The 26,189-nt window shown below is 74.4% G+C and carries 23 protein-coding genes; 15 read left to right on the top strand and 8 right to left on the bottom strand.

What is annotated here, in order from left to right:
* Nucleotides 1-177 precede the first annotated feature (177 nt).
* Nucleotides 178-969 (bottom strand): TIGR03089 family protein, encoded by a 792-nt coding sequence (locus ACFVVA_RS40515; protein ID WP_359910100.1) that lies wholly within the window; start codon nt 967-969, stop codon nt 178-180.
* 104 nt (nt 970-1,073) lie between these two features.
* Between ACFVVA_RS40515 and ACFVVA_RS40510 the strand changes: the two genes are divergently transcribed.
* The 4 genes from ACFVVA_RS40510 (at nt 1,074) to ACFVVA_RS40495 (ending at nt 4,154) form a co-directional block, all read left to right on the top strand.
* Complete coding sequence (locus ACFVVA_RS40510; protein WP_387695700.1) at nt 1,074-2,492, top strand: N-acetylmuramoyl-L-alanine amidase; 1,419 nt, start codon at nt 1,074-1,076, stop codon at nt 2,490-2,492.
* Nucleotides 2,493-2,657: 165 nt separating this feature from the next.
* Entirely contained in the window at nt 2,658-3,569 is a 912-nt protein-coding gene (locus ACFVVA_RS40505; RefSeq protein WP_387695698.1) for a DNA-3-methyladenine glycosylase family protein, read from the top strand.
* A 46-nt stretch (nt 3,570-3,615) separates the two neighbouring features.
* The gene (locus ACFVVA_RS40500; RefSeq protein WP_387695697.1) at nt 3,616-3,888 is read left to right on the top strand and encodes a type II toxin-antitoxin system Phd/YefM family antitoxin; all 273 of its coding nucleotides are present in this window, start codon (nt 3,616-3,618) and stop codon (nt 3,886-3,888) included.
* The gene (locus ACFVVA_RS40495; RefSeq protein WP_387695696.1) at nt 3,885-4,154 is read left to right on the top strand and encodes a type II toxin-antitoxin system RelE/ParE family toxin; all 270 of its coding nucleotides are present in this window, start codon (nt 3,885-3,887) and stop codon (nt 4,152-4,154) included. The genes ACFVVA_RS40500 and ACFVVA_RS40495 overlap by 4 nt, the downstream gene beginning before the upstream one ends.
* Nucleotides 4,155-4,157: 3 nt before the next feature.
* Here the strand turns inward: ACFVVA_RS40495 and ACFVVA_RS40490 are convergent, their stop codons facing one another.
* The 3 genes from ACFVVA_RS40490 to ACFVVA_RS40480 are packed head-to-tail and all read right to left on the bottom strand — an operon-like array spanning nt 4,158 to nt 7,153.
* Complete coding sequence (locus ACFVVA_RS40490) at nt 4,158-5,450, bottom strand: coenzyme F420-0:L-glutamate ligase (RefSeq protein ID WP_387695695.1); 1,293 nt, start codon at nt 5,448-5,450, stop codon at nt 4,158-4,160.
* Nucleotides 5,447-6,457 (bottom strand): 2-phospho-L-lactate transferase, encoded by a 1,011-nt coding sequence (gene cofD, locus ACFVVA_RS40485; protein ID WP_387695693.1) that lies wholly within the window; start codon nt 6,455-6,457, stop codon nt 5,447-5,449. Before cofD ends, ACFVVA_RS40490 begins: the two co-directional genes overlap by 4 nt.
* A 42-nt stretch (nt 6,458-6,499) precedes the next feature.
* Complete coding sequence (locus tag ACFVVA_RS40480) at nt 6,500-7,153, bottom strand: cysteine dioxygenase (protein WP_387695692.1); 654 nt, start codon at nt 7,151-7,153, stop codon at nt 6,500-6,502.
* 621 nt (nt 7,154-7,774) lie between these two features.
* Here ACFVVA_RS40480 and ACFVVA_RS40475 point away from each other — a divergent pair.
* The 3 genes from ACFVVA_RS40475 to ACFVVA_RS40465 all read left to right on the top strand — a co-directional run bounded on the left by ACFVVA_RS40475 (nt 7,775) and on the right by ACFVVA_RS40465 (nt 13,890).
* Nucleotides 7,775-8,047: a WhiB family transcriptional regulator gene (locus ACFVVA_RS40475; protein WP_030062195.1), complete on the top strand. Its 273-nt coding sequence runs from the start codon at nt 7,775-7,777 to the stop codon at nt 8,045-8,047.
* 224 nt (nt 8,048-8,271) lie between these two features.
* Nucleotides 8,272-12,150 (top strand): glycosyltransferase, encoded by a 3,879-nt coding sequence (locus ACFVVA_RS40470; protein ID WP_387695691.1) that lies wholly within the window; start codon nt 8,272-8,274, stop codon nt 12,148-12,150.
* 6 nt (nt 12,151-12,156) lie between these two features.
* On the top strand, nt 12,157-13,890 hold the full coding sequence (locus ACFVVA_RS40465; protein WP_387695689.1) for a DUF5719 family protein: 1,734 nt from the start codon (nt 12,157-12,159) through the stop codon (nt 13,888-13,890).
* Between the two features lie 41 nt (nt 13,891-13,931).
* Here ACFVVA_RS40465 and ACFVVA_RS40460 read toward each other — a convergent pair whose 3' ends face one another.
* Nucleotides 13,932-14,384 carry a metallopeptidase family protein gene (locus ACFVVA_RS40460; protein WP_359910079.1) on the bottom strand — a complete coding sequence of 151 codons (453 nt, stop codon included), beginning with the start codon at nt 14,382-14,384 and terminating at the stop codon, nt 13,932-13,934.
* Between the two features lie 164 nt (nt 14,385-14,548).
* Between ACFVVA_RS40460 and ACFVVA_RS40455 the strand changes: the two genes are divergently transcribed.
* The 6 genes from ACFVVA_RS40455 (at nt 14,549) to ahcY (ending at nt 20,924) form a co-directional block, all read left to right on the top strand.
* Nucleotides 14,549-14,914: a DUF3499 domain-containing protein gene (locus ACFVVA_RS40455; RefSeq protein ID WP_359910076.1), complete on the top strand. Its 366-nt coding sequence runs from the start codon at nt 14,549-14,551 to the stop codon at nt 14,912-14,914.
* A gap of 164 nt (nt 14,915-15,078) precedes the next feature.
* Nucleotides 15,079-16,464, top strand: coding sequence for a phosphomannomutase/phosphoglucomutase (locus ACFVVA_RS40450; protein WP_387695688.1), 1,386 nt, complete (start codon nt 15,079-15,081; stop codon nt 16,462-16,464).
* An 88-nt stretch (nt 16,465-16,552) separates the two neighbouring features.
* Nucleotides 16,553-16,735: a Trm112 family protein gene (locus tag ACFVVA_RS40445; protein WP_049659271.1), complete on the top strand. Its 183-nt coding sequence runs from the start codon at nt 16,553-16,555 to the stop codon at nt 16,733-16,735.
* A 94-nt stretch (nt 16,736-16,829) separates the two neighbouring features.
* Nucleotides 16,830-18,077: an SIS domain-containing protein gene (locus ACFVVA_RS40440; protein ID WP_387695687.1), complete on the top strand. Its 1,248-nt coding sequence runs from the start codon at nt 16,830-16,832 to the stop codon at nt 18,075-18,077.
* A 79-nt stretch (nt 18,078-18,156) separates the two neighbouring features.
* Complete coding sequence (locus ACFVVA_RS40435; RefSeq protein ID WP_387695686.1) at nt 18,157-19,134, top strand: cation diffusion facilitator family transporter; 978 nt, start codon at nt 18,157-18,159, stop codon at nt 19,132-19,134.
* 341 nt (nt 19,135-19,475) lie between these two features.
* The gene (gene ahcY, locus ACFVVA_RS40430) at nt 19,476-20,924 is read left to right on the top strand and encodes an adenosylhomocysteinase (RefSeq protein WP_387695685.1); all 1,449 of its coding nucleotides are present in this window, start codon (nt 19,476-19,478) and stop codon (nt 20,922-20,924) included.
* Between the two features lie 106 nt (nt 20,925-21,030).
* Here the strand turns inward: ahcY and ACFVVA_RS40425 are convergent, their stop codons facing one another.
* Both ACFVVA_RS40425 and ACFVVA_RS40420 read right to left on the bottom strand, forming a co-directional pair.
* On the bottom strand, nt 21,031-22,080 hold the full coding sequence (locus ACFVVA_RS40425) for a hypothetical protein (RefSeq protein ID WP_387695684.1): 1,050 nt from the start codon (nt 22,078-22,080) through the stop codon (nt 21,031-21,033).
* Entirely contained in the window at nt 22,077-22,589 is a 513-nt protein-coding gene (locus ACFVVA_RS40420; protein WP_359915512.1) for a SigE family RNA polymerase sigma factor, read from the bottom strand. Before ACFVVA_RS40420 ends, ACFVVA_RS40425 begins: the two co-directional genes overlap by 4 nt.
* A gap of 108 nt (nt 22,590-22,697) precedes the next feature.
* On the opposite strand from ACFVVA_RS40420, the gene ACFVVA_RS40415 reads away from it, so the two are divergent.
* Complete coding sequence (locus ACFVVA_RS40415; protein WP_387695683.1) at nt 22,698-23,336, top strand: hypothetical protein; 639 nt, start codon at nt 22,698-22,700, stop codon at nt 23,334-23,336.
* Between the two features lie 69 nt (nt 23,337-23,405).
* On the opposite strand, the gene ACFVVA_RS40410 is transcribed toward ACFVVA_RS40415, so the two are convergent.
* The gene (locus ACFVVA_RS40410; RefSeq protein ID WP_387695682.1) at nt 23,406-24,431 is read right to left on the bottom strand and encodes an RDD family protein; all 1,026 of its coding nucleotides are present in this window, start codon (nt 24,429-24,431) and stop codon (nt 23,406-23,408) included.
* 308 nt (nt 24,432-24,739) lie between these two features.
* Here ACFVVA_RS40410 and ACFVVA_RS40405 point away from each other — a divergent pair, with 308 nt between their 5' ends.
* Entirely contained in the window at nt 24,740-25,744 is a 1,005-nt protein-coding gene (locus ACFVVA_RS40405) for a stage II sporulation protein M (protein WP_387695681.1), read from the top strand.
* Nucleotides 25,745-26,189: the final 445 nt, after the last annotated feature.

The following is a 26,189-nucleotide window of genomic DNA, read 5'->3' as shown; positions in this document are numbered from 1 at the left end:
GGCGGTGATCATCAACCACCGCCGGCGCCGTCGCGGGCGTCCGGTCCCGTCGGGAGGGGTGCCGGTCGGCGGACCGTCCTGTGCGGGGCCGCTCGCCGGGGGAGTGCCGGTCGGGGGGTGCGCGGTGTCGTCCTCGGCCATGGCAGCGATCCCTACCCGCCGGGCCCGCGCCGGGGGTTAGCCGAGGCGCAGTGTCACCCGTTCGGATTCCGTCCGCTTCTCCCACTGCCCGGCGTCCAGCGCCTGCGAATTGCGGCACAGCACCACCGAGGCACCGGCCGCCAGCGGCGCCAGCAGACCGGCCTCCAGACCGGCCCAGTCGTCGTACGCGAGAGTGGACAGGACGCGGTCACCGGGCTTCAGGCCGAGCCGCGCCGCGCCCTCCCGGGCCAGCGCCACGGTCTGCTCGCCCGTCAGCTTCAGCGGCAGCCCGTCCACCGCGGTCTCCAGCGCCTGCCCGTCCGGGGCGACGGGGGAGTACGGCGCGAAGCGGTCGCCCTGGCCGGGCACCTCGGCGGCGTAGTCCAGGAACCCTTCCGGACGCTGCGGGAAGCGGCCGCCGAGCGGGCGCAGGGCGAGCGCGACCCGTTCCCCCTCGCAGGCCTGGGCGGCCTCCAGCCCGTCCGGGCCGCTGACCACCAGGTCGGCGGCGGCCGGGTCGCCGCCCGGGACCGCCGCCACCCCGACCGACCAGCAGGCCAGCAGCCAGACGGCGCTCTGCCAGTGGGCGGGCAGCAGCAGCGCCGCCCGGTCGCCGGGGCCGGCGTTCAGCTCGTCCTGGAGGAGGTTGGCGGTCTTGGCGACCCAGTTGTCGAAGGTGCGGGCGGAGAGCTCCACCCGTTCGCCGGTGGCGTCGTCGTAGAAGGTGACCAGCGGGGCCGCGGGATCGACCGAAGGGGTGCCGCCGCGCAGGAATGCGTGCAGCAGCTCGACGGGGGTGCGGGCATCGGCAGCGAAAGGCGCAGTCATGGTGCGCCCCAGCCTACGGCCTTCGGGTGGGAGGCCGGGAGGGGCGGCCGAACGGGCGCGGAGCGGCGTGGCGGGCGGTCCGGTTTGCGGCGACGATCCGGTTTATGCGCCTCTCACTCCCGGCCGCCCTGCTCGCCGGATGCACCGCCGCCCTCCTGCTCCAACCCGCCGCCACCGCGACCCCCTCGCCGAAGCCGCAGCGCCGCGAGTTCGCCGGCGGCGGCTCGACCACCACCCTCCCGCTGCCCGCCGGGACCGGCCTCGCCGCGCGCGGCACCCGACCGTTCGAACTCCTCGGCCTGGGCTGGGACGGCCCGGCGGACGCCCTCGCCGGGGCGGTGGTCCGGGTCCGCACCCGGAACGCGGACACCGGCCGCTGGAGCGCCTGGCACCGGCTGGAGGCCGGTCCCGGGGACAGCCCCGACGACCCGGCGCACGGCGCCACCGCCCCGCTCTGGACCGGCCGCAGCGACGGCGTCGCGGTCGAGGTCCGGCCCGGGCCCGCCGGAGTACCGGCCGGGCTGCGGCTCGACCTGGTCGACCCGGGGAACGGGGTGGCCCCGACGCGCGTACGGACCCTGCCCGCGGAGCCGCCGACCGGGCCGTCGACGGACCCACCGACGGCCCCGCCGACGGACCCGCCCGTGAATCCGCCGACGGCCCCGACAACCGGGTCGCCGACCGGGTCTCCCGTGAATCCGCCGACGGACCCGACAACCGGGTCTCCCGCGAACCCGCCGACGGCCTCTCCGACGGATCCGCCGACCGGGTCTCCTGTGAATCCGTCGACGGACCCGACAACCGGGTCTCCCGCGAATCCGTCGACGGACCCGCCGACCGGGTCGCCGACGGAGCCGCCCGCGAACCCGCCCGCTGACGTGCCGACGGGGCCGTCCACCGAGCCGACGCCCAAGGGCCGGGCTCCGCGCCCGGCGATCGTCACCCGGGCCGGCTGGGGGGCCGACGAGTCACTGCGCGAGCGGGACTTCGTGTACACCGGCCCGGTCCGCGAGGTCTTCGTCCACCACACCGACACCGCCACCGACTACGCCTGCGCCGACGCCCCCCGGGTGATCCGGGCGATGTACCAGTACCACGTGAAGACCAATGGCTGGCGGGACATCGGCTACAACTTCCTGGTCGACCGCTGCGGCACCGTCTACGAGGGCCGGGCGGGCGGCGTCGAGCGGCCCGTCCAGGGCGCCCACACCCTCGGCTTCAACGCCGACTCCTCCGGCATCGCCGCGATCGGCACCTACGTCGACGGCCGGCCGCCCCAGCCGCTCGTCGACAGCCTCGCCGCGCTCGCGGCCTGGAAGCTCGGCCTCGAAGCCCAACCGGCCGACGGCCGCACCAAGCTCACCTCCTCCTCGGGCGCCAGCCGCTACCCCAAGGGCAGCGTCGTCGAGTTCGACGCCGTCTCCGGACACCGTGACGCCGTCGCCACCGAGTGCCCGGGCAACGCCCTCTACGCGCTCCTCCCCGCCCTGCGCACCGCGGCCGCCCTCCTCCAGACCCGCTGACCCCTCCCCACCCCGCCCCTTCCCCGTGTCCCGACCGGGCACGGGGAAGGGGCGGGGAGGCGATGTCGTCCGGCGGACCCCCGTCGCCCCGCTCGCCGCCCCCGCGGGTCCGTCCGACCCCGCGCGTATCGTTCATGTCCGGAGGCGACGCGGGAGGCGACAGCGGTGGAAGCGGTACGGCGCTGGCGCCCGGGCTTCCCGCTGGACGTGGCCCGCACCCTGCTCCCGCTGCGCCGGGGTCCCGCCGATCCGGCGTACCGCAGCACCGGTGACGGCGCCGTCTGGCGCGCCTCCCGCACCCCGGCCGGCATCGGCACCCTGCGGGTGCTGCCGCGTCCGGCCGTCGGCGAGGTCGAGGCGAGCGCCTGGGGTCCGGGCGCGAATTGGCTCCTCGACCGCCTCCCCACCCTGCTGGGCGCCGACGACACCCCGGAGGCGCTGGTCCTGCCGCCCGGTCCGCTGCGGGACGCCCAGCGCCGTACCGCCGGGGTCCGGCTGGCCAGGACCGGTCTGGTGCTGGAGTCGCTGGTCCCGGCGATCCTGGAGCAGAAGGTCACCACCGACGAGGCCTACCGCTCCTGGCGCACCCTGCTGCGGGACTTCGGCACCCCGGCGCCGGGCCCGGCCGAGGGCATGCGGGTGGCACCGTCGGCCCGCGAGTGGGCGCTGGTGCCGAGCTGGGAGTGGCACCGGGCGGGCGTGGACCCGAAGCGCTCGGCGACGATCATGCGCGCGGTCCGGCTGGCGCCGCGGCTGGAGGAGGCCTCGGCGATGGGCCACGAGGAGGCCTTCGCCCGCCTCACCGCCGTCCCGGGCATCGGGGTCTGGACGGCCGCCGAGACCCTGCAGCGCAGCAACGGCGATCCGGACGCGGTCTCGGTCGGGGACTTCCACCTGCCCGATCTGGTCGGCTGGGCCCTGGCCGGCCGCCCCCGCAGCGACGACGCCCAGATGCTCGCGCTGCTGGAGCCCTACCGTCCCCAGCGCCACCGCGTCTGCCGCCTCCTGCTGGCCACCGGCGTCCACGCCCCCCGCTACGGCCCGCGCCTGACCCCCAACGACCACCGCCGCCGCTGACCCGGAAACCCCTCCTGGTGTACACGTTCATGTGTACGCTTGAGGCATGGCTGACGCGCTGAACATCCGGGAACTGCGGGCACGCCTCGCGGAGGTGGTCACCCAGGCCGAGGCCGGCGAGATCACCGTGATCACGCGCAAGGGCGAGCGCGTCGGAGCGGTCGTGCCGATCGAGATTCTCGACGCCATAGAGGACGCGGAGGACGAGCTTCTCGCTCGTGAGGCGGAGAAGCATCGGAACGAACCCACCGTGAGCATGGCCGAACTCCTGGCAGACCTCTTCGAGGAACCTCCGGGTACTGCCGGGAGCGCCGCGTGAAGTACGCGTTCCGTTTCACCGCGCACGCCAGGCGGCAGCTGCGCGGCATCAGCCAGGTCGACGCCATGCAGATTCTCGCTGCGCTCACCCGGCTCGGTGACGACCCGTATGTCGACGGCCCGGATGTCAAGAAGCTGACGGGCCACGTTGGCCTCTACCGTCTTCGCGTCGGCGCCTACCGTCTGGCGTACGAGGTCCAGGACGACGTATTGGTGATCCTCGTCGTGAAGGTGGGCAACCGTCGCGACATCTATCGCGGCCTCTGATCCCTATCGCACCGCGATGAAGGCGTCGGCGCCGCGTTGCGGGCGGGCCTTCGGCGGCTCGGCGGGGCGGCCGACGGCGACGGCGCCCATCGGGTCCCAGTCGTCCGGAAGGTCCAGCGCCTCGCGCACGGTGTCGCGGCAGAACATGGTGGACGAGACCCAGGCGGAGCCGTAGCCCTCGCCGGTGAGGGCGACCAGCAGGTTCTGCACGGCGGCGCCGGCGGCGACGGTGAACATCTCCCGTTCGGCGGCGGCCCGGCGCGGGTCGGGGTAGTCGTGCGAGCCGTCCGTCACCAGGCAGGGCACCACCAGGTAGGGGGCGTCGCGCAGGACGTTGCCGCGGGCGGTGCGCCGGGCGATCCTCGCCTCGTCCCAGCCGTCGAGTTCGCGCAGGTCGCGCTGCCAGGCGGCGAGCATCGCGTCGAGCAGCCGCACCCGGGTGTCCGCCGACTCCAGCAGCACGAACCGCCACGGTGTGGTGTGGTGCGGGGCGGGCGCGGTGACGGCGGCGGCGACGGCGCGGCGGACGGCGGCCGGGTCGACCGGTTCCGCGGTGAAGGAGCGGACGGTGCGCCGCAGGGTGACGGCCTGCCGCAGCGCCTCGGAGGTGCCGAGCCGGAACATGTCGTCGACGGAGGGCCGGACCAGCGGCCGGACGCCCTCGCCGTCCTCGGCGGTGACGAGGTGCCCGAGCCCGCGCACGACGGCCACCGGGATGCCGGAGGCCTTGCCCTTCACCAGGTCGGCGGCGGCGGCGAGTTCGTCGGCCGTCGCGGTGACGGTCATCTCCAGCTGGTTGCCGTGGCTGTCGGTGCGGCCCCGGTGGTCCTCCAGGACGGAGAGGCCCGCGGCGCCGATCGCGACGTCGGTCAGCCCGTTGCGCCAGGGCCGTCCGAAGGTGTCGGTGACGACGACGGCGAGCTTGCGGCCGGTGAGCTGCTGGAGGCGGGCCCGCAGCGCCCGCGCGGAGGCGTCCGGGTCCTCGGGCAGCAGCAGTACGGTGCCGGGGGCGGTGTTGGAGGCGTCGACCCCGGCGGCGGCCATGATGAAGCCGTTGCGGTTCTCCACGATCCGGATCGGTCCGCGCCGGGCGACCAGCCGGACGGTCTCGGCGTCGATCGCGTCCTCGCGGTCGGTGGCGTGCAGCAGCCGGTCCTCGGCCTTGCTGACGATCTTCGAGGTGACCAGCAGGATGTCGCCGTCCTGGTACGTCCCCGCCTTGGCGATGAGTTCGCCCAGGTCCGCCCCCGCCTCGATCTCGGGGATGCCGTCGACTCCGAGGACCTCCAGTGTCACTTCCGCACCTGCTCCGCCAGCGCCAGCGCGGTGCGCGCCATCTCGGCGGTGGCCTCGATGTCGGTCATCAGCAGCGGGACGGCCCGGCAGGCGATCCCGGCGGCCTCGACGGCGGCCACCGAGGACTGGTCGGCGCTGTCGACCAGCCACCCGTCGAGAAGGCCCGCCCCTCGTCCGTCGCCGCTCCCGCCGGGGCCGCTTCGCAGCGCCGCCCTGCTGCCGTAGTTCAGCGCGACCGCCTCCGCGGTGGCTTCGACGCCGACGGCGGCGAGCACCTTGTCGGCCATGCCGCGCACCGGCGCCCCGCCGATGATCGGGGAGAGCCCGACGACCGGCGCGGGCGCGGCGGCGACCGCCTCCCGGATGCCGGGGACGGCGAGGATGGTGCCGATCGAGACCACCGGGTTGGACGGCGGGAAGAGGATGACGTCCGCCTCGGCGATCGCCTCCAGCACGCCGGGCGCGGGCTTGGCGGTGTCCGCGCCGACCGCGACGACCGCCTCGGCGTCCACCGCGGCGTGCAGCTTGACCCAGTACTCCTGGAAGTGGATCGCCCGGGTGCCCTGCTCGTCGGTGATCCGCACGTGGGTCTCGACCCGGTCGTCGCTCATCGGCAGCAGTCGCACGCCCGGCTTCCAGCGCACGCACAGTGCCTCGGTGACCTGGGTGAGGCTGTATCCGGCGGTGAGCATCTGGCTGCGCACGAGGTGGGTGGCGAAGTCCCGGTCGCCGAGCCCGAACCATTCGGGGCCGACGCCGTACGCCTTCATCTCGGCCTTGATGGACCAGGTCTCGTCGGTCCGGCCCCAGCCCTGTTCCTCGTGGATGCCGCCACCGAGGGTGTACATCACGGTGTCGAGGTCGGGACAGACCTTGAGGCCGTAGAGGTGGATGTCGTCGCCGGTGTTGCCGATGACGGTGATCTCGTCCTGCGGTCCGACCGCCGCGCGGAGTCCGCGCAGGAAGCGCGCCCCGCCGATTCCGCCTGCCAGTGCCACGATGCGCATGGGACTCATCCTGCCACGGTCGGACCCTCCGTCAGCCCGTGATCAGTGCGACCCGGCCTGCGCCTGCTGCCCGGAATGCTGCTCGGGGTGCTGCTCGGGGACGGCGGCGGCACCGTACTGGTTCATCTCGGTCAGGCCCGGGCTGTAGAGGTGGATGGAGACGGCGGGTTCGAGCGCGCCGTTGACGACCTCGTGCAGGTAGCCGGAGGAGAACACACGCTGCCCGCCGGGCCGCAGGGCGCGGGCGCCCTCGCCCGCGTGCGTGAGGGAGCGCTCGATCAGCTCGCCCTTGACGACGCTCATCACGCCGGAGGACTCGCCGTGGTCGTGGAAGCCGCTGGACTGGCCGGGCAGCCAGCTGAGCAGCCAGACCTCGTAGCCGGGGCCGGTCTCCAGCCGGGCGTACCAGCGGGTCAGCGCGTCGTAGCGGACGAGCGGCTCCCAGCGGGTGCGGTCGGCGGCGATCTCGCGCACCAGCCGGGCGTACCCGGCGACGGTGGTGGGGTGGGCCGGCAGGTCGGTGCGGGCCAGGTGCGGGAAGGCGAGCGGGTCGCCGGCGATGGAGACGTCGCTGAGGCCGTCGGCCCACTGGCGGGTCCGGGTGCCGGCGGGGGTGCCGGCGGGGGCGGTGGCGGGGCCGCGGTGGGCGAGCTTGTTGCGGTCGCGGTTCCGCTTGCGGATGCGGATCATGCGCACGGGAGTCGTCCTCGGAGGAGTCGGCCGGTTCGTGGGATCGGCCGGATCCGGATGTCCTGGGACGGGAATCGCGGGCGGCCTCTGTGCTTCCTGGGGGCGGCGCGCGGTGGGACGCGGGCGCCTAGATACAGCAGGAACAGAGGCGACAACAAGAGTTCACGGCACGGCGGAGGGTGGAACCGCTCCGGGGGCTGGCGAACTCTGACATAGAAGCAAGGACACCGCATCCGCGGGGGCGGTGTCAAACCAAAGGATGCGGCATTCGAGTGGGTTAGGTCCGGATCTTTCCCTGATGGGGTGATTCATCACTCTCTATGTTTCGATGGGAAGATCGCCGGGAAGGCAGCCCGATGACCGGCCTGTGGCGGTGACCGGGCGTCACCTGCTGAATGGTTGCGGATGGTTCGGCACTGTTCAGGACCTTGAGGCAGAAGGTCCGATGTGTCCGTATATGTACACTATTCGTAACGGCTTGGTGCCAGGGAGTGAATCCCGGCCCCAATACCAGAGCTCGGCTTGACTGGGCCAGAGTGACGCAACTGTAATTTCACTCGTGTCGTCGGCCGCACGAGGCAACGGCAACCACGGGGACGCCAAGTAGGGGCAGAGGAGGCGCGCCACATGAGCGAGCTCTTTGAGCTGTTGATCGGGGACGGCATCGCGGAGGACGAGGAGGAACTCGGCTGGCAGGAGCGCGCGTTGTGCGCCCAGACCGACCCCGAGTCCTTCTTCCCCGAGAAGGGCGGCTCGACCCGCGAGGCCAAGAAGGTCTGCCTCGCCTGCGAGGTCCGCTCCGAGTGCCTGGAGTACGCGCTCGCCAATGACGAGCGCTTCGGCATCTGGGGCGGTCTCTCCGAGCGCGAGCGCCGCCGGCTCAAGAAGAGCGCGGTCTGACGGGCGGCCCCGACCCTCGCTGACCCTTCGACAGCGACGGACAGCCGCACAGTCGTACGGGCGCCTCACCGCGGTGGTGGGGCGCTTTCGTGTTCCCGGGGCCCCCTTCACGGTCTCCGCACGCACACCCCGGACGAAGCGGCCACCCGGAGCCGTTAGTGTGGTGCGCCATCCGGTTGCCGTTCACCGGCTGTGTCCACCGAGAACTGGGGCCCGCGCACGCGATGACCGTCTACAGCCACCAGAGCGGCTCCACCGCTTCCCGGCCGCCCGCCTACCCGCGCCACCTGGTCACCGCCGTGATCGTCTCGCACGACGGCGCCCGCTGGCTGCCGCAGGCCATGGCCGGCCTGCTCGGTCAGGACCGCCAGGTCCAGCGGATCCTCGCCGTCGACACCGGATCCACCGACAACTCTCCGCAACTGCTCGCCGACACCCTCGCCGACTGGCTGCCGGACAGCGGCCCGCTGGTCCTCGGCCGCCGGGCCGGCTTCGGCACCGCCGTCGCCGAGGCCGTGTCGAGCAGCGCGCCCCTGCGTCCGGAAGACCTGCCGTACCGGCTCGACCCCTCCGGCTACGACCCGGTCACCGGCGGCTGGGACGACTTCGGCGACCCGCTCGCCCAGGAGGACGACCTCGGCCGCGGCGGCCCCCGCGAGACCCGGCCGGTCGAATGGCTCTGGCTGCTGCACGACGACTGCGAACCGCAGACCGACGCGCTGCGCCGGCTGCTCCAGGTCGCCGACTCCACCCCCAGCGCCGCCGTGGTCGGCCCCAAGCTGCGCAGCTGGTACGACCGCCGCCAGCTGCTGGAGGTCGGCGTCACCATCGCCCACTCCGGCCGCCGCTGGACCGGCCTGGACCGCCGCGAGCAGGACCAGGGCCAGCACGACCAGGTCCGCCCGGTGCTCGCCGTCTCCAGCGCGGGCATGCTGGTGCGCCGGGACGTCTTCGAGGAGCTCGGCGGCTTCGACCGGGCCCTCCCGCTGATGCGGGACGACACCGACTTCTGCTGGCGGGTCAACGCCGCCGGCCACCGCGTGGTGGTCGCCCCCGACGCCGTGCTGCGGCACGCCGAGGCGTCCTCCCGCGAGCGCCGCGCGATCGACTGCGGCCCCACCCACCCGCACCGGGTGGACAAGGCCGGCGCGGTCTACACCCTGCTCGCCAACTGCAAGGGCGCGCTCTTCCCCTACGTCCTGCTGCGGCTGGTGCTCGGCACCCTGCTGCGGGCCGTCACCAACCTGCTCGGCAAGGACCCGCGCCAGGCCTTCGACGAACTCGCCGGCCTCGGCCACGAACTCGTCCGCTTCCCACGGCTGTTGGCCGCGCGCAAGCGCCGTGCCCGGTCCCGGGCGGCGGACGCCCTGGACGACCGCACGCTCTTCCCGGCCCCCGGCGCCACCACCCGGCTGGCGGTCGAGGGCGTCGTCGGCTCGCTCGGGATAGGGGGCGGCGACGACAGCGGCCGGCACGGCTCGGCCGAGGCCGGCGGCGACGAGGACGCCGAGGACCTGGTCGTCGAGCAGTTCGCGCTGCTCAAGAAGCTCGCCCGGCGCCCGGCGCCGGTGCTGTTCGCGGCTGTGCTGGTGTTCGCCCTGATCGCCTGCCGCGGCCTGTTCGGCAGCGGCGAGCTGTTCGGCGGCGCCCTGCTGCCCGCGGCCGACGGGGCCGGCGGCCTCTGGTCGATGTACGCGGACGCCTGGCACCCGGTCGGCACCGGCTCCACCGCCGCCGCGCCGCCGTACCTCGGCGTGCTGGCCGTGCTCTCCTGGCTGCTCTTCGACCACGCCGACCTCGCGCTCACCCTGATCGTGGTGCTCGCCGTCCCGCTGTCCGCGGTCAGCGCCTACCTGGTGTCCCGGCCGCTGCTGGACTCCAAGGTGGTCCGCGCCTGGGCCAGCGCCACCTACGCGCTGCTGCCCGCCGCGACCGGCGCGCTCGCCCAGGGCCGGATCGGCACCGCCGTGCTCGCCGTGCTGCTGCCGCCGCTGGCCCGCGCCGCCGCCATCGCGGCCGGCCTCGGCATCCGGGACGAGAGCGCCGCCAAGGGCGCCCGCCCGGGCTGGCGCCCGGTCTGGATGGCCGTCCTGCTGCTCACCCTGGCCACCGCCTTCGTCCCGCTGACCTGGGCGCTCGCGGTGCCGCTCTGCCTGGCGATGCTGGTCGTCGCGGTGCTGCGGGGCGGCCCCTTCGGCTCCGGCGGCGCGGCGCTGCGCCTGCTCGGCCTGCGCGTCCTGGTGATCCTGGCAGTGCCCGTCGTGGTGCTGGCGCCGTGGTCGCTCGCGGTGCTGTCGCACCCGCAGCGGCTGCTGCTGGAGGCCGGGCTGCCCGGCCTGCACGGCAGCGGCGCGAGCGCGGCCGGCCTGCTGCTGGTCAACCCGGGCGGCGCCGGGGTGCCGCCGATCTGGCTCTCGGCGGGTGTCGTGCTCGCCGCGCTGGCCGCGCTGCTGCGCGCCGACCGCCGCCGCGCGGTGCTCGTCGCCTGGGGCGCGGCCGGTGCCGGCCTGGTCTTCTCGGTCGCGGTGGCGGGCACCTCCGTCACCCCGGCCTCGGGCGGCCCGGCGGTGCCCGCCTGGGCCGGTCCGGCCACCCTGATCGCCGGCATCGCCCTGCTGGCCGCCGCCGCGATCGGCGCCGACGGCGCCAACGCCCGCGTGGCCGGGATCGCCTTCGGCTGGCGCCAGCCGGTGGCCGCCCTGGTGGTCGCCACGGCCGTGCTGGCGCCGCTGGGCACCGGCCTGTGGTGGGCGCTGACCGGCGCCGGCGGCCCGCTGCACCGCGGCCAGGCCGACCAGGTCCCCGCGTTCATCGCCGAGGAGGCCGGCACCACCGACCGGGCCCGCACCCTGGTCGTCACCGGGGAGAAGAGCGGCGGCGCGGTCCGCTACACCGTGCTGCGCGGCGCCGGGCTGACGCTCGGCCAGGCCGAGTCCACCGTCGACCCGGCGACCGGCACCCAGGACGGCCTGAACAAGATGGTCGGCAGCCTGCTGGCCGGCTCCGGCGCCGACCAGGCGAGCGCGCTGGCCGGCTACGGCATCGCCTACGTGCTGGTCCAGCAGCCGGTGATCGACGTCTTCAAGGACGTCCTGGACACCACCCCCGGCCTGGTCAAGGCCAACCAGGACGGTGCCGCCGCGCTCTGGCAGGTCAACGGCACCCCCGCGGTCCGTGCGGTGATCACCGCCCCGGGCGCCAACCCGGTGGTCGTCCCGTCCGGGGCCCGCGACCTGTCCACCACCGTCCCGGCCGGTCCGGACGGCCGGGTGCTGCGGCTCGCCGAGTCCGCCGCCACGGAGTGGAAGGCCACCGTGGACGGCACCGCGCTGGAGCCCACCACGGTCGACGGCTGGGCGCAGGGCTTCAAGCTCCCGGCCGCCGGCGGCAAGCTGACCGTCACCCGGGAGGGCGGCGCCGCCCACACCGGCTGGATCTGGGCCCAGGTGCTGCTCGGCCTCACCATCCTGGTGCTGGCCCTGCCCGGCCGCCGCAGCCACAAGGACGACGACCTGCCCGAGGAGGCGGTCGCGGCCGCCGCGCTGGCCGCCGCCGCCCAGGCGCAGGCCCCCGCCCCCGGCAGCCGCCGGGCCCGCCGGATGGCCGAGCGCGGCGAGGGCGGCGAGGGAGCGGACGGCGCCGAGGGCGGTGCCGACGAGTCCGGGGTGTACGACCGGCCGGGCGCGATCCCGGCGCAGCCCGCCGGCGAGCCGGTGACCGGAGCCGTCCAGGCGGCCGCCGCCATCCAGGACGCCGAGCAGTACACCGACCCGTACCAGGCGTACCAGCAGGCCGACCCGTACAGCTACGACCAGTACGCGGCCCAGCAGCCGGTCGCCGCACCGTACGGCGGCCAGGGCTACGACGCCCACGGCTACGAGAACCACGGGTACGACGGCACCCGGCCGCAGGGCTACGAGCAGCCGTACCAGCCCGAACAGCAGCAGCCGTACGGCTACGACGCCCACGGGTACGACGGCCACCAGCAGCAGCCGGAGCAGCAGCCCTGGCTGCCTGGCCGGCAGCAGGGCGAGCCCTACTACGACCCGAACGACCCCAACGGCCCCGGCCGGTACCCGCACCAGCACGGATCGGGGAGCTGACCCGCGATGAAGAAGCCCGCATTCAGGAAGAAGTCCGGCGCCGGCGAGGCCGCCGGGCCGGCCGGGCCCGCCTTCGCGGCGGAGCCGTCCGGGCCGGCCCCGGCCGCCCGGCCCGGCCGCAGCCGCAGCCCGTTCGCCGGGGGGTCCGCAGGGGCCGGCGGCGCGGCCAGGACCACCCCGTCCCTGCTCGCCGCGGCCGTGGTGCTCGCGGCCGTGTTCGGGATCGCCGAGGTGCGCCCGCCGGCCGCCCCGGCCAAGGCGGCCACCGGAGCCGCCCCCACCACCGAGCAGGTCGAGCGGACCTCGGTGGTCTGCCCGCAGCCGCTCCAGAGTCTGACCGGCTCGACCACGCTCACCGCCTACACCCCGCCCGGGGCGGGCTCCGCCACCGGCGGGGCCGGCTGGCTCTCCGACGCGGCCGCGCCGGCCGTGCCCGCTGCCCAGCCGACCGCCGCCCCGGCGACCCCCGCCGCCCCGGCCCCGACCGGCTCGGGCGCCCCCGCCGCCCCCGCCCAGGACAAGAACGCGGCGCCCGCCGACGCCCGGCTGACGGTGTCCAAGCCCGGAACCCCGGCCACCGGCCCGGCCGCCAACGGCGACGCCGCGCCCGGCACCGGGGCGGTCGCCACCGGCGCCCTCGCCCCCGGCTTCACCGTCACCCAGACCACGGTGGTCACCGAGCAGCGCGGCCTCGGCCTGTCCGGCCTCACCTGCGCCCCGGCCGGGACCGGCTTCTGGTTCGCCGGGGCCAGCACCGCCGGCGACCGGGTCGACTACGTCAGCCTGGTCAACACCGAGTCCTCCGCCGCGGTGGTGGACATCAAGCTGTACGGCGACAAGGGCCTGATCGACAACGACTCGGCCAACGGGATCACCGTCGCGCCCGGCAGCTCCCAGGCCGTCCTGCTGTCGACCATCAGCAAGGGCGCGGTCGCCGACCTCGCGGTGCACGTGGTGGTGCGCTCGGGACGGGTCGGCGCCGCGCTGCACGCCGCCGACGGCGGCAAGGGCGCGGACTGGATCCCGGCCTCGGCCGACCCGGCCCCCGTCCAGGTGCTGCCCGGCCTGCCCGCCGACACCGCCTCCGCCCGCCTGGTGGTCTGGGCGCCGCCGGAGGACGACGCCGACCTGAAGATCCAGCTGTCCGGCAAGAACGGCTGGTTCAGCCCGGCCGGCAACGAGTCGATCCACGTCAAGGCGGGCATGGTGGCCGCCGTCGACCTCGGCAAGGTCACCCGCGACGAGGTCGCCGGGCTGCGCCTGTCGCCCAGCGACGACAAGCACCGCACCCCGATCGTGGCCGGACTGCGGATCGACCGGGCGGCGGCCAACGGCAAGACCGACGCGGCCTGGCTCACCGGCAGCAACCCGGTCGGAGCCCGCGCCACCGTCGCCGACAACCGGGCCGGCGCCTCCACGCTCTACCTGACCTCCAGCGGCGAGGCCGCCACCGTCCGGGTCACCGCCTCGGCCGGCAGCGGTGGCGGCACCCCGGCCACCAAGGAGGTCCAGGTCCCGGCCGGCGGCACGGTCGCCCTCCCGGCGCCCGAGCCCGCCGGACTGAACGGCGTCTTCGCGCTCACCGTGGAGACCGTCTCCGGCGGCCCGGTAGTGGCCGCCCGGATGCTCTCCCTGCCGGCCAAGGACGTGCCGATGTTCACCGTCCAGGCGCTGCGCGACGACCGCAGCACCGTCAAGGTCCCGCAGGCCGGCCAGGATCCGGGCGTCGTCCTGCGCTGAGCAGCCGACGGGGCGGCACTTCGGGTGCCGCCCCGGGGGGATCAGTCCTCGTCGTAGCGCGGGTCGATGGCGTCCGGGGACAGCCCCAGCAGCTCGGCGACCTGCTCGATCAGGATCTCGTGCACCAGCGCCGCGCGGTCCTCCCGGGTCTTCGCCCGGATCTCCACCGGCCGCCGGTACACCACGATCTGGCTCTTGTGCCCCTGCTTGCCCGGCGACACCCGCCCCAGCGGCACGCCGTCCTCGGCGTCGGCGCCGTCCGGCTCGTGCAGCGGCACCTCCTGGACGGCGAACTCCACCTCGATCAACTGCGGCCAACGCCGTTCGAGGCGCTCCACCGACTCGCGGACGTAGTCGTCGAACAGTTCGGAGCGGGTGAGCGAGATCGGCACCTGGGGCGGCGCCAGCGGGCCGCGCAGGCCCCGCCCGTGCCGGTCGCGGTGCCGGGGGCGGCGCGCCGGGCCTGTCGATGACTGCGGTGCGGAGCTGTCCATATCACTGCCGAGGGTAGTCCTTGGACGGTCGGAAGTGGACCACTCCGGCCGGGAATCGCACGGGGCGTTGGATACGCGGCCCCGGCGCCCGCGGTGCGACACGGCACCCCTTCCGGGCAGGCGGTCTTCGCTCCCCGGCGAGGAGTGCGGTACCGTCCACCCTCGTGAGCTCTGTACGTCGTTGTTCGCGGACCGCGTGCGGCCGGCCGGCCGTCGCGACGCTGACGTACGTCTACGCGGACTCCACCGCCGTCCTCGGCCCGCTCGCCACCTACGCCGAGCCGCACTGCTACGACCTGTGCGCCGAGCACGCCGAGCGCCTCACCGCCCCGCGCGGCTGGGAGGTCGTCCGGCTCGCCGCCGAGGCCGGGCCGCTGCGCCGCAGCAGCGACGACCTGGAGGCGCTGGCCAACGCCGTGCGCGAGGCAGCCCGCCCGCAGAACCCCCGTCAGGGCCGCGGCCCCGAGGGCGAGTCCACCGAGGGCGGCCGCCGCGGCCACCTCCGGGTCCTGCGCTCGCCCGACAACTGAGGACCGGGGTCCGCCGGGCGGATCGTGCCTGATCGGGACCAACCCGGCACGGAGTGTTCGTCCGGCCCGGGTACGCTGCCCGTCTACCGTCACCGCGCCCGTCGATCCGACGCGCGGTGGCCCAGACGTTCCGTGATCAGTCCTAAGACCAGGGTGGAGCCGCAGTGCGCGACCTCAAGCAGCTCGTGAAGGCGTACGACGTCCGGGGCGTCGTCCCGGACCAGTGGGACGAGAGCCTGTCCCGGGCCTTCGGTGCCGCGTTCGTGCAGGTCACCGGCGCGTCCGCGATCGTGGTCGGGCACGACATGCGGCCCTCCTCCCCGGCGCTGAGCCTGGCCTTCGCCGAGGGCGCCGCGGCCTACGGCGCCGACGTGGTGCAGATCGGGCTGTGCTCCACCGACCAGCTGTACTACGCCAGCGGCAAGCTGGACCTGCCCGGCGCGATGTTCACCGCCAGCCACAACCCGGCCCAGTACAACGGCATCAAGCTGTGCCGGGCGGGCGCCGCCCCGGTCGGCCAGGACACCGGCCTGACCGAGATCCGCGAGCTGGTCGAGTCCTGGACCGCCGAGGACGACACCGTCACCGTCCCGGCCAAGGACGTGAAGCCGGGCGAGCTGTCCGCCCAGGACACCCTGCGCGGCTACGCCGACCACCTGCTGGGCCTGGTCGACCTCACCGGGATCCGCCGGCTCAAGGTCGCGGTGGACGCCGGCAACGGCATGGGCGGCCACACCGTGCCGACCGTCTTCGACGGCCTGCCGATCGAGCTCGTGCCGATGTACTTCGAGCTCGACGGCACCTTCCCGAACCACGAGGCCAACCCGCTCGACCCGAAGAACCTGGTCGACCTCCAGGCCAAGGTCCGCGAGGTCGGCGCCGACCTGGGCCTGGCCTTCGACGGCGACGCCGACCGCTGCTTCGTCGTGGACGAGCGCGGCGAGCCGGTCTCCCCGTCGGCGATCACCGCCCTGGTCGCCGTCCGCGAGATCGCCCGCGCCCGCGCCGCCGGCGAGGCCGAGCCGACGGTCATCCACAACCTGATCACCTCCTGGACCGTCCCCGAGGTGGTCCGCGAGCTCGGCGCCAAGCCGGTGCGCACCCGGGTCGGCCACTCCTTCATCAAGCAGGAGATGGCCGAGACCGACGCCGTCTTCGGCGGCGAGCACTCCGCGCACTACTACTTCCGCGACTTCTGGCGCGCCGACACCGGCATGCTGGCCGCCCTGCACGTGCTGGCCGCGCTCGGCGGGCAGCCGGGCACGCTGTCCGCGCTCACCGCCGAGTACGACCGCTACGCGGCCTCCGGCGAGATCAACAGCACCGTGGCCGACCAGGCCGCCAGCACGGCCGCCGTCCGCGCCGCCTTCGCCGGCGCCGAGGGCACCACGGTGGACGAGCTGGACGGCCTGACCGTGGCCGGCCCGGACTGGTGGTTCAACCTGCGCGCCTCCAACACCGAGCCGCTGCTGCGCCTGAACGTCGAGGCCAAGGACCCGGCGAAGATGGCCGAGCTGCGCGACGGCGTGCTCGCCGTCGTCCGCGGCTGAGCCTGATCACGGGCCCCGGTGCCCCGGCCGGTAGGGTTTCCTATCGGCCGGGGCACCTCCGTGCCACCCCCGAACTTTGGAGAGCCCCATGAAGCTCGAATCCTTCCTGCTGGAGATCCTGGTCTGCCCGCAGTGCCGGGCCGCGCTCGTCGAGGGCGGCACCGAGGAGCAGCCCGAGCTGGTCTGCACCGGCGCGGACTGCGGCCTCGCGTACCCGGTCCGCGAGGGCATTCCGGTCCTCCTGGTGGACGAGGCCCGCCGCCCGGCCTGATGCTGGGGGCGTTGCCCGGGGCGAAAGCCCCACCCCGACCGCCCGGCGCGCAGCGGAGCGCGCGCCCAGAGGACCGCAGCCGGAGGTTCGCCGCATGCTCGACGACACCCTGCTCGACGATCCGGCCGCCCTTCGGCGTGCCGACCACGACCGCGCCCTGCTGGCCCTGGCCGGCGCGGGCGCACGGGTCCGCACCGCGCTGCGCCGGGCCGAGGCGGCGGGGCTCGACCGGCTGCGGCCGGACGGCCGGCCGCGGTCCGTCCTGGTCGCCGGGCACGGCAGCGCGCTGACCGCCGCCGAGATGCTGTCCGCGCTGGCCGGCACGGCCTCCCTGGTCACCCCGCTGCCGCCGACCGAGGCGGCCGCCCCGCGCGCCGACCGGGCCGGCGCCCCGCCCGCCTTCACCGCCGGGCTCGGCTGGCAGCTGCCCGGCTGGGCCGGCCCGCTGGACCTGCTGGTGATCAGCTCCGCCGACGGCGGCGAGCAGGGCCTGGTCGGCCTCGCCGAGCAGGCGTACGCGCGCGGCTGCGCGATCGTCGTCACCGCCCCGGCCGGCAGCGCGCTGGCCGAGGCCGCGCTGCAGGTGCGCGCCCTGCCGCTGCCCTTCGTGGCCTCGGCGTCGTCCGAGGACCTCGCGCCGGTGGCGGCCGCCGAGCCGGACCTGCCGGCCGAGGACCCGGCGGCGCTCTGGTCCCACCTCACCCCGCTGCTGGCGCTGGCCCAGAAGATCGGCCTCACCCAGCTCCCGTACGACGCGCTGCCGGCCGTCGCCGACCTGCTGGACGCCACCGCCGTGCGCTGCCGCCCGGACGCCGCCGCGTACACCAACCCGGCGAAGGGCCTGGCCGCCCGGCTGGCCGGGACGGTCCCGCTGCTGTGGGCCGAGGGCCCGATCGCCGGGGCGGCCGCCACCCGGTTCGCCGCGCAGCTGGCCGACCGGGCCGGGCGCCCGGCGCTGGCCGGCCCGCTGCCGCAGGTGCTCACCGCCCACCGCGGCATGTTCACCGGGCAGTTGGGCGCGGGTGCCGACCCGGACGACTTCTTCCGCGACCGGGTCGAGGAGCCGGACCCGCTGCACCTGCAGGTGCTGCTGCTGCGGCACGCCCCGGGCGCGGCCGGCCCGGCGGCCGAGGACGGGCAGGACGGCCCGGCCGAGGTGCCGGAGGAGGAGGCGGGGCCGCGCAGCTTCGGGGTGAGCCGGGCGCACCGGCTGGCCGCCGCGCACGACGTCCGGCTGACCGAGTACGCGAGCGCCCGGCCGGACCCGCTGCACGCGCTGGCCGACCTGGTCGCGCTGACCGACTTCGCCGCCGTCTACCTGGGGCTCGCCGCGCAGTCCTGAGACGGTCGGCCGGGTGGAACCTCCGGGCCGGTACGGTAAGCGCTCGACGAGCTGATCGACCCGTGAGGACTTTGCAGGCATGAGTACCGAAGGCGGCACCAAGGCACTGATCGCGGCACTGTCCGCGAACCTGGCGATCGCGGCGGCCAAGTTCACCGCCTTCGGCTTCACCGGTTCCTCCTCGATGCTGGCCGAGGGCGTGCACTCGGTGGCCGACTCCGGCAACCAGGTGCTGCTGCTGATCGGCGGCAAGCGGGCGCGCCGGGAGGCCGACGAGGAGCATCCCTTCGGGTACGGCCGCGAGCGCTACGTGTACGGCTTCCTGGTGGCCGTCGTGCTGTTCAGCGTCGGTGGCCTGTTCGCGATCTACGAGGGCTGGCACAAGATCAGCCACCCGGAGACCCTGGACGCCTGGGGCTGGGCGGTCGGCGTGCTGGTCTTCGCCATAGTGATGGAGGGCTGGTCCTTCCTCACCGCGATGCGGGAGTCCGCCAAGGCCAAGGGCCGGCAGGGCTGGGTGCAGTTCATCCGCACCGCGAAGGCGCCGGAGCTGCCGGTGGTGCTGCTGGAGGACACCGGTGCGCTGATCGGTCTGGTGCTCGCGCTGTTCGGCGTCGGGCTCACCGTGATCACCGGGAACGGTGTCTGGGACGGCGTCGGCACCCTGTGCATCGGCGTCCTGCTGGTGGTGATCGCCGTGGTGCTCGCCATGGAGACCAAGTCGCTGCTGCTCGGCGAGTCGGCGAACAAGGACTCGGTGCAGCGGATCCGGGAGGCGCTGGTGGACGGCGAGACGGTCACCGGGGTGATCCACATGCGCACCCTGCACCTCGGCCCGGAGGAGCTGCTGGTCGCCGCCAAGATCGCCGTCAACGCCGAGGACAGCGCCGCCCGGGTGGCGGAGGCGATCGACGCGGCCGAGGAGCGGGTCCGCGCGGTCGTCCCGATCGCCCGGGCGATCTACCTGGAGCCCGACGTGTACAGCGCCGAGAAGGCCGCGGCGGGCGACGACCCGGCCGCCACACCCGGTGGTCCGGGCCCGGCCGACGCGCACTGAACCCCGCCCCGGCCCCGCGGCCGGGGCCCCTGGGGCCCGGCTGGAGCGCCGCTCGGACCGGGGGCCGAAATCGGTCATCGGCGGACGGCCGGCGGGGCCGTCGGTGTAGATTCGTCACCAGAGCCAGAACGTCGCTGCTGATGGCGGTCGATCGGCGGTCCGCACCCGTAGGGTGTGCGCCGGTCGAGGGAGAGAGGTCCTCCGACGGTTTGTGCTGCGCAACGGGAAGCCGGTCCACCACGGACCCGGCTGTTCCGGCGTGGCCGTGCACCCGTACGGCCTGACGCACGCGACGCACGCCCGGACCTTTGGCCCCACCCCCATCAGCGAGGAGCAGACGCATGTCGACCGACATCACCGGTGACTTCAAGGTCGCCGACCTTTCCCTGGCGCCGTTCGGCCGCAAGGAGATCCAGCTGGCCGAGCACGAGATGCCCGGTCTGATGGCGATCCGCGCCGAGTACGCCGAGGCGCAGCCGCTGGCCGGCGCCCGCATCACCGGCTCGCTGCACATGACCGTGCAGACCGCCGTCCTGATCGAGACCCTGACGGCGCTCGGTGCCGAGGTCCGCTGGTGCTCCTGCAACATCTTCTCCACCCAGGACCACGCGGCCGCGGCCATCGCCGTCGGCCCGGAGGGCACCCCGGAGAACCCGCAGGGCGTGCCGGTCTTCGCCTGGAAGGGCGAGACCCTGGACGAGTACTGGTGGTGCACCGAGCAGGCCCTGACCTGGCCTGACGGCAAGACCCCGAACATGATCCTGGACGACGGCGGCGACGCCACCCTGCTGATCCACAAGGGCGTCGAGTTCGAGAAGGCCGGTGCCGCGCCGGACCCGTCCACCGCGGACAACGACGAGTTCCGGATCATCCTGGAGCTGCTCAACCGCACCCTCAAGGACACCCCGAACAAGTGGACCGAGGTCGCCGCCACGATCAAGGGCGTGACCGAGGAGACCACCACCGGTGTCCACCGTCTGTACGAGATGCACCGTGACGGCAAGCTGCTGTTCCCGGCCATCAACGTCAACGACGCCGTCACCAAGTCGAAGTTCGACAACAAGTACGGCTGCCGCCACTCGCTGATCGACGGCATCAACCGCGCCACCGACGTCCTGATCGGCGGCAAGGTCGCCGTCGTCTGCGGCTACGGCGACGTCGGCAAGGGCTGCGCCGAGTCGCTGCGCGGCCAGGGCGCCCGCGTGATCATCACCGAGATCGACCCGATCTGCGCGCTCCAGGCCGCGATGGACGGCTACCAGGTCACCACCCTGGAGGACGTCGTCTCGATCGCGGACATCTTCATCACCACCACGGGCAACAAGGACATCATCCTTGCCTCGCACATGGAGCAGATGAAGCACCAGGCGATCGTCGGCAACATCGGCCACTTCGACAACGAGATCGACATCGCGGGCCTGGCGAAGCTGCCCGGCATCGTGAAGACCGAGGTCAAGCCGCAGGTCCACGAGTGGCGCTTCGCCGACGGCCACACCATCATCATGCTGTCCGAGGGCCGCCTGCTGAACCTGGGCAACGCGACCGGCCACCCGTCCTTCGTGATGTCCAACTCCTTCGCCAACCAGACGATCGCCCAGATCGAGCTGTTCACGAAGACCGAGCAGTACCCGATCGGCGTCTACGTGCTGCCGAAGCACCTGGACGAGAAGGTCGCCCGCCTGCACCTCGACGCGCTGGGCGTGAAGCTGACCACCCTGACCCAGGACCAGGCCGACTACATCGGCGTCCCGGTCGACGGCCCGTACAAGGCCGAGCAGTACCGCTACTGATCGGTGAACCGTCCGGCGGCCGGCGCCCTCCCCTCGGGGGGCGCCGGCCGTCGGCGTCTGCGGGGCCCGTCGGCCGCTCCGCCGGCAGGTTCGTCGGCCGTTCCCGTCAGCGGGGCGGGTCAGCGGGCCCCGTCGCCGTCCAGGAGGCCTCGTCCGCACCGAGCACGGTGAACCGGCCGAGCAGGCCCGCCAGTCCGCCGGCCTGTTGCACCGGCGGGCTCCCCGCGGCCGTCCCGTTGGCGCAGAGCCGGACGCCCTTGTCGACGCGGCACACCGGGGTGCCGCCGTCCGGCCTGCCGTCGACGAACACCCCGAAGCTCTCCGGCTGGACGGTGACGCTCAGCCACTTCCCGTCGACGGTGTACGACAGGATGGCGCTCCACGGGGGCTCGGTGCCCTTCGAGGGCCGGTGGACCTCGATGTTCCGCGGCTTGAGCTCGGCGGGCACGCCGGTCGGCCGCACCGGGAACGGGACGTCCCGGCCGCCGAACTCGACGCCGGCCGCGACCCTGAGCAGGTCCTCCTTGACCTTCGCCCCGATCCACAGGGTGGCCCTCAGGTCGGCCCAGCGACCGGAGGCGGTCATCCAGCGCAGGCCGACCGGGACTCCCGACGCGTCGGTGACCAGCCACTGGGCCTCCCGGCCGGCGACCGCGGGCGCGGCGACCGTGTGCACCCCGGGGGCGAGGGACTCGCCGGGGCCGCGCAGCAGTTCCAGCTTCAGGGCGGGGACGGCGTTCTCGACGGCGGTCGTGGTGGCCGCGGTGGTGACGGACCGTCCGTCGCCGTTCGCGTAGCCGACGGCCGGTCGGGCCAGCCACGGCGGCAGCCAGCCGAAGCGGGCCTCGGCGCTCAGCGGGCCGGTGGACGCCGTCGGCGTCGTGGTGGCGGTCGGGGACGGCGTGGGCGAGGCCGGGGAGGTCGGCGCGGGGACGGCCGGTGCGGGAGGCCCGCCGGCCGGGCGCAGCAGCAGCACGCCGGCCAGCACGGCGGCGGTCGACCCGGCCACCACGCCGATCAGCGCCTGCCGGCGGCGGCGCAGCCGGACCCGCCCGCGGGCGATCACCGCCGAGGTGTCGAGCGCGGCGGGCGGCGCCGGGGTCTCGGCGAGGGCGCCCAGCCGGGCGGTGAGATCACGCTGCTCGTGCGTCCTCATGACGTCCTCTCGGCGGTGGTGGGGCGAGCGGCGAGCGTCGTCCGGAGGGTGGCGAGAGCGCGCGAGGTCTGGCTCTTCACATTGCCCGAGGAGCAGCGCATCGCCTCGGCGGTCTGATCGACCGTGAGGTCGCAGTAGTACCGGAGCACCACGGTGGCCCGTTGCCTGGGCGGCAGCGCGGCCAGCGCCCTGCGCAGGTCGAGCTGGACGTCGAGGTCGGCGGCCACCGAGGCGACGTCCACCGGCGTCGCGGTCCGCGACGTCCGCCGCCACCAGGACGAGCGCTGCTCGGCGAGGAAGGTGTTGACCAGCACCCTGCGGGCGTAGCCGTCCAGGTTCTCGACCCGGCCGGCCCGTGACCAGTTCACGTACAGCTTGGTCGCGCACTCCTGCACCAGGTCGTCGGCCCGGTGCCAGTCCCCGCACAGCAGATAGGCGACCTTGCGCAGCCAGCCGCTCCTGGAGGCCACGTACTCCGTGAACTCCGCGTCCCGCGTCCGCTTCGCCATCCGCACCCCCTCTCGTCGTGGTGGCGACGCACAGCCGCGCCGTCCGCCGCTCTAATGCGGGCACCGGCCGGAAGGTTGCACGCGCGGCGCGCACGTAGGCTTTCCGGCATGCCCAACGGCCGGTACTCGCTCCACGACCCTCATGACCACGTCCCGCTCGGGGAGGAGCGCTTCAGTTGCGCGCCCGGGGCGGCCGGGTGGCGGTACGTCTCCAAGACCTACGCGCCGGACGGCCGGGTGCTCGGCAGCACCGACCTCACGCTGGACTCGCGCGCCCGGCCGCTGCGGATGGAGCTGCGGGCCGGGGGCTGGCAGGTGCGCGGCGGAGCGGTGGACGGGGTGGCCTGGGTCCGCACCGACGCGGCCGACCCCGGCGGCGAGCACGCGGCCGAGGGCCACGACCGGGCGCACGCCTTCACCGGCCGGTCGCCGGGCTTCCTGGTCGCCACCGCCCGGCTGCTGAGGCTGGGGGAGGGGGCGAGCGCGCGGGTGCGGCTGGTGGCCTTCACCGAGCCGGTGCTGGCTCCGCGCACCCTCGACCAGGGGTGGCTGCTGGAGGGCGTCGACACCCACGAGACGGATTCCGGGCCGCTGCTGGTCGAGCGGTACCAGGTGGCGGACCTGGAGACGGGCGAGCAGCAGGTGGTGCACCTGGCGGGGGACGTGGTGCTGGCGGCGGCGGGGATCGAGCTGGAGGAGCTGGCGTCGCCGCCGAACGCCTGGCGGGTGGGGGCGGAGGAGGAGTAGCGGTCCGGTAGGGCCGTGGCGGCCCGACCACCCCGCCCCGACCGGACCGCCCGGCCGGCCCGACCCGGTTCAGGCGGGCGGGGCGAAGCCGGTGTCCGCGGCGGGCTTGTCGAGGGACGGAGCCGCCGGGGCCGGGGGCGAAGCAGGGGTGGCGGGCGGTACGGGCACCGGCGGTGCGGTGGGCGCGGTCGGTGCGGGCCGCTGCGCCGGCAGGCCGAGGACGCGGACGGGCCGTCCGTCGGCCGTGACCGTCGGAGCCGGCGCGGGGACCGGCCCGGAGGCCGGACGGGGAGCGGGCACCTGGGCGGGTCCCCGTCCGGCCGCCCACAGCTGCTCCTGGACACGCATCCACTCCCGCCGCTGGCGCTCGGTGAGCACCGCGCCCAGGTACGCCGCCGGGTGCAGCCCCGGCGCGAGCGGGTGGCCGATCCGGGCGGACAGGTCCTCGGCGAGCCGGGTGGACATCCGGAGCATCACCGCCGGATCCAACTGGCCGATCCGGCCCAGCAGTTGGCGGATGGCCAGCCAGAGCGGCTCGGGTACGGCGGACAGGTCCATCGCGACCAGCTCGTGGCCCATCGCCTGCAGCAGGTGCGGGTGGACCGGCGGCAGCGGGGAGGCGGAGCCGCCCGCGCCCGGGGTGCGCTCCCGGACGACCACCGTCCCGGCGAAGATGTCGCCCAGCCGCTTGCCGTCCGAGTGCACCACCGAGGTGATCACGGCCGGGGCGCCGGTCAGCACGATCATCTCGAAGAAGCCGACCAGCCCGCGCACCAGCGAGTGCCGGAACCGCACCGGCCCGCCGTCGGTGCGCACCACCCGCAGGCCGAGCGCGGCCTTGCCGAGCGAACGGCCGCGGGTGAGGGTCTCGACCATCACGGGCACGGCCACCAGGAAGAACACCGTCAGGCCGATCATCGTGGCGGCCAGCGCCGCGCCGTCGAGCCCGATCAGGGCGAGGCTCAGCAGCAGCGTGAACACCAGCAGGGCCGCGAACTCCACCAGCAGGTCGATCACGATCGCCAGGGCCCTGCTCGGAAGCTTCGCCGTCCGGAGGCCGAGAACGACCGCCTCACCCGTCACCAGGTCGCTCAAGACACCTGTCCGTTCACGTTCTTGGAGCCCGTACGGCTCGCCCATGGAGATCCGCTCCTGGGAGTGTGGCAGTGCCGGGGGAGGGAATCACCCCGGATCGGCCCCCCTGACCCGCTCTCCGCAGTCTGATCCGCAGCCGCAAACATACGGGGCCCGGTGGGCGCACGGGAAGTGAGATCCCGACGGCCGCGGCGGCGGCCGCTGCTGGCATGCTGGGCCGCACGTGTCCGCCCGGGCCCGCCGCCCGCCCGGACGCACCCGCCCGCGCACGCACGTCCGCGCCCGCCGCCGATCATGGAGCCGCCGAAATGGACCTGGACGTCTTCGTCGCCACCCACCAGGGGGAGTGGGCCCGGCTGGACGCCCTCGCCCGCCGGCGCCGGCTCGGCGGGGAGGAGGCCGACGAGCTGGTCACGCTCTACCAGCGCGCCACCGGACACCTCGCCAAGGTCCAGGCCGCCGCGCCCGACCCGGCCCTGGTGAGCCGGCTGACCGGGCTGGTCTCGCGCGCCCGCAGCGCCGTCACCGGCGCCCGGACCAACGGCTGGCAGGACGTCGCCCGCTACTACGCGGTGAGCTTCCCCGCCGCGCTCTACCGCGCGCGCCGCTGGTGGGTGCCGGTGGCGATCGTCTCCATGGTGGCCACCGCACTGCTCGCGTGGTGGATGGCCACCCACCCCGAGGTCCGCAACAGCCTGATCGCCCCCGAGCACCTCGACGAGCTGACCCGCCCCGGCGGCCAGTACGAGGCGTACTACTCGGACCGGCCGGCCAGTTCCTTCGCGGCACAGGTGTGGACGAACAACGCCTGGATCGCCGTGCAGTGCCTGCTGTTCGGGATCGCACTGGGCGTTCCGGTGCTCTACGTGATGTGGACCAACGTGGTGAACCTCGGCATCGGCGTCGGGCTGATGGCCTCCGCCGGGCGCCTCGACGTCTTCCTCGGCCTGCTCATTCCGCACGGCCTGCTGGAGCTGACCGCGGTCTTCGTGGCCGGCGGCCTCGGGCTGCGCCTCGGCTGGACCGTGATCGACCCCGGCCCGCGCACCCGCTCGGTGGCGCTGGCCGAACAGGGCCGCGCGATCATCGGCATGTCGATCGGCCTGGCGACGGTCCTGGCCGTCTCCGGTGTCCTGGAAGCTTTCGTGACCCCGTCCGGCCTGCCGACCTGGGCCCGTATCTCCATCGGCGTGCTGGCCGAGGCGGCCTTCCTCCTCTACGCCCTGGTGCTGGGCCGAAGGGCCGCCGAGGGCGGGGAGTTCGGTGATCTGGATGCGGCCGACCGGGCGGACCTCCAGCCGGTCGCGGCCTGAGCCGATGTGATCAGCAGGCCCCTGACCTGCTAGTCTTCCTCTCGTCCGGCCGAACCATTGACGTGGTGAGGGCGGGCTAGTAGGTTTCAACGGTTGGGACTGACTGGACAACGGTCGGTTCCGGGCGTTAGTGTCTACGACACCGCCGAATCGAGGCAAGTGCATTTCACGAAATGCGCACCCTCCGACGAAGCAAATCCCACGGACTGAGCACTCCGAAAGCCTTGATAGGCTTCGGAACGAAGTTCGCAGGAAATCCCGCCAGCGGGAATCGGATGAATGAAGCCCCGGTAAACGGAGCGGAAAACGTCTGGTAAGCTGGAAACACGAAAGAACGAAGCCCGGAGGGCCCGCTGGAAGGCGGTCCGAAGGAAGCGTCCGTTCCTTGAGAACTCAACAGCGTGCCAAAAGTCAACGCCAGATATGTTGACATCCCCGGCCTCAG

Source organism: Kitasatospora sp. NPDC058048, from assembly GCF_042885555.1.
Classification (GTDB): domain Bacteria; phylum Actinomycetota; class Actinomycetes; order Streptomycetales; family Streptomycetaceae; genus Kitasatospora; species Kitasatospora lactacystinica.
Note: the sequence above shows the minus strand (reverse complement) of the source record. Positions and strands in the feature narration are given on the sequence as shown.

Coding starts and splice junctions, on each gene's coding strand:
- ACFVVA_RS40415 (WP_387695683.1), top strand. CDS start 22,698: ATGCCCAACGGCCGGTACTCGCTCCACGACCCTCATGACCACGTCCCG.
- ACFVVA_RS40435 (WP_387695686.1), top strand. CDS start 18,157: ATGAGTACCGAAGGCGGCACCAAGGCACTGATCGCGGCACTGTCCGCG.
- ACFVVA_RS40460 (WP_359910079.1), bottom strand. CDS start 14,384: ATGGACAGCTCCGCACCGCAGTCATCGACAGGCCCGGCGCGCCGCCCC.
- ACFVVA_RS40405 (WP_387695681.1), top strand. CDS start 24,740: ATGGACCTGGACGTCTTCGTCGCCACCCACCAGGGGGAGTGGGCCCGG.
- ACFVVA_RS40500 (WP_387695697.1), top strand. CDS start 3,616: ATGGCTGACGCGCTGAACATCCGGGAACTGCGGGCACGCCTCGCGGAG.
- ACFVVA_RS40420 (WP_359915512.1), bottom strand. CDS start 22,589: ATGGCGAAGCGGACGCGGGACGCGGAGTTCACGGAGTACGTGGCCTCC.
- ACFVVA_RS40470 (WP_387695691.1), top strand. CDS start 8,272: ATGACCGTCTACAGCCACCAGAGCGGCTCCACCGCTTCCCGGCCGCCC.
- ACFVVA_RS40510 (WP_387695700.1), top strand. CDS start 1,074: ATGCGCCTCTCACTCCCGGCCGCCCTGCTCGCCGGATGCACCGCCGCC.
- ACFVVA_RS40440 (WP_387695687.1), top strand. CDS start 16,830: ATGCTCGACGACACCCTGCTCGACGATCCGGCCGCCCTTCGGCGTGCC.
- ahcY (WP_387695685.1), top strand. CDS start 19,476: ATGTCGACCGACATCACCGGTGACTTCAAGGTCGCCGACCTTTCCCTG.
- ACFVVA_RS40465 (WP_387695689.1), top strand. CDS start 12,157: ATGAAGAAGCCCGCATTCAGGAAGAAGTCCGGCGCCGGCGAGGCCGCC.
- ACFVVA_RS40425 (WP_387695684.1), bottom strand. CDS start 22,080: ATGAGGACGCACGAGCAGCGTGATCTCACCGCCCGGCTGGGCGCCCTC.
- cofD (WP_387695693.1), bottom strand. CDS start 6,457: ATGCGCATCGTGGCACTGGCAGGCGGAATCGGCGGGGCGCGCTTCCTG.
- ACFVVA_RS40445 (WP_049659271.1), top strand. CDS start 16,553: ATGAAGCTCGAATCCTTCCTGCTGGAGATCCTGGTCTGCCCGCAGTGC.
- ACFVVA_RS40475 (WP_030062195.1), top strand. CDS start 7,775: ATGAGCGAGCTCTTTGAGCTGTTGATCGGGGACGGCATCGCGGAGGAC.
- ACFVVA_RS40515 (WP_359910100.1), bottom strand. CDS start 969: ATGACTGCGCCTTTCGCTGCCGATGCCCGCACCCCCGTCGAGCTGCTG.